Genomic DNA, 2218 nt, shown 5'->3' with positions numbered 1-2218 from the left:
TTAAACTTTAATTGACCTAAGTTTCCATAAACTTTAAWAATTGTAGNATTAATAGCTTAGTTGACTATGTTGAAATCGGTTATGGCATAGCATCTTTTAGATTGGCTATTCCTATTAAAAGAAAGATAGTTATAAATAGATTAAAAAAGGGAACAATAGATTCTTGTATGGTTACAGATGTAAAAGAATGGGGAGCATTTGTAAGTATAATGGGAATTTCTTGCATACTTAGAAATTGTGATTTTTCAGAAGATATAACTTCTGTTAAGGATGTTTATAAAAAAGGAGATATAATAAAGGGCATTAAATTTAGGAAAATATCTTCTAAGGATAGAATATCACTAGARCTAAGAGAAAAATACTTTAATAAACATTCTTTAAATAAAAGAAATTTAAAAAGCGGTAATATTGTTTTAGGAATGATAAGAAATATAAAGGAAGAACAAAATAGATGTTTTGTTGGAGTATCTAAAGGTTTTGATTTATTAGCTAATATTCCAGTTGAACAAAATATATCTGAAGGACAAAAAGTTGTTTGTAAGATAACTAAAGTAGAGCTTGATGGATATGGAGTTAGAGGAAAAATAATTAAAATTATATAAATAAAAGTATAGACTAAAATGATAAAAAATGATAATAATATATATATGCATTAAATTGCGGGCGGGAGAGGGACATAACAACAAAGGAAAGAGGCATGAAAAACAATTTAAATCAACAAAATCAAATCTTTAAGAAAGAGGTATTAGCAGGATGTACAACATTTGTAGCAAGTGTATACATCATAATAACTAATGCACTTATATTATCAGATGCAGGTATAAGCCAAGATGCAGCCATGATGGCAACAATAYTTACTTGTGCTTTATCCACTATACTTATGGGTATGTTATCTAACACTCCATTTATATTAGTACCAGGAATGGGAATAAACTCATTATTTACTTACACTATAGTTCATTCTATGGGACTTAGCTGGCAAGAAGCATTAGGAGCAGTTTTTGTAAGTGGAATAATATTTACTATAATAGCGAGTACTAATCTAACAAAAATACTTTTAAAATCAATACCAAATACTTTAAAACACGCAATAACAGTAGGAGTAGGATTCTTTATACTATTTATAGGACTTCAAAAAAGTGGCTTAGTAGTTAAAAGTGATGCGACTTTAGTATCTTTAGGAAATATAACTAGTAAAGAAGCTTTAATAAGTATTTTTACTTTAGTATTAATATTAGTACTTCACATTAAAAATGTTAATGGAGGACTTTTAATAAGTATAATAGCAGGAACTGTACTTTCTTTAATAGTAGGACTTACAGATCTAAGCAATTTAAACTTTGCATCATTTAATATAGCATCATTTAAAGAAGTATTTCTATCAATGTCATTAAAAAATGCATTAAGTGTACCATTTTTAGTTTCAGTATTCTCAATAACTATAGTTATAGTATTTGAAAATATGGGAATACTTTACGGTCAAATGGAAGCTATAGGAAAAGTTGATGAGTTCCAACGTCCATTTAAGGTTGCAGGATTATCAAACATAATAGCTGGTTTATTTGGTACAAGTCCAACTATAGTAGCTGCAGAGAATTTCTCAGGAATAAGTGCAGGTGCTAAAGGAAAGATAGCGGCATTTACATCAGCAATATTATTCTTATTATCAATGTTTTTAATACCAGTATTAAAACTTATACCAAATGGWGTTATAAGTAGTGTACTTATATTTGTAGGTATACTTATGATACAAACTTTCTTTGATATAGAAAAGGGAGATATTATAGACTCTATAGCTATGATAATAATAATAGTTATGATACCTTTCACTTACAATATAGTAAATGGTATATCTTTAGGGTTTATAGCTTACACTGTATTGAAAGTGTTAAATGGAGAATACAAAAAAGTATCGCCTAGTATGTATGTTTTAACAGCATTATTTATACTAAGTTTTATTATGAATATATCAATGGGAATTATCCATTAAAGTCAAAATATCTCAAGATAAATAAATTTATCTTGGGATATTTTTTGTATTATTTAAATTTTTTTAATTTTCTAATTAAATTATGTATAGGGTTAGTAAATTTATGAATTAAAGTAAGATAAAAATAAAATTGTATTTAGTTACTAAATTGTAATCAATATCTATGGCTTTTTTCGACAAGAACTACTATAATTATAATAGGAAAAATCGACAGTARGTAAAGAGTGG

2 protein-coding genes are annotated in these 2218 nt (G+C 26.9%); both read left to right on the top strand.

Annotation, left to right across the window (positions count from 1 at the left end; translation table 11 throughout):
* Nucleotides 1-101 precede the first annotated feature (101 nt).
* Complete coding sequence (locus G3997_RS06475) at nucleotides 102-602, top strand: hypothetical protein (RefSeq protein WP_296644636.1); 501 nt, start codon at nucleotides 102-104, stop codon at nucleotides 600-602.
* 95 nt (nucleotides 603-697) lie between these two features.
* Complete coding sequence (locus tag G3997_RS06470) at nucleotides 698-1990, top strand: NCS2 family permease (protein WP_296644635.1); 1293 nt, start codon at nucleotides 698-700, stop codon at nucleotides 1988-1990.
* Nucleotides 1991-2218: the final 228 nt, after the last annotated feature.

The organism is Romboutsia sp. 13368, assembly GCF_018336475.1.
Lineage (GTDB): Bacteria > Bacillota > Clostridia > Peptostreptococcales > Peptostreptococcaceae > Romboutsia.
This window is presented reverse-complemented; position numbering and strand designations above follow the sequence as displayed.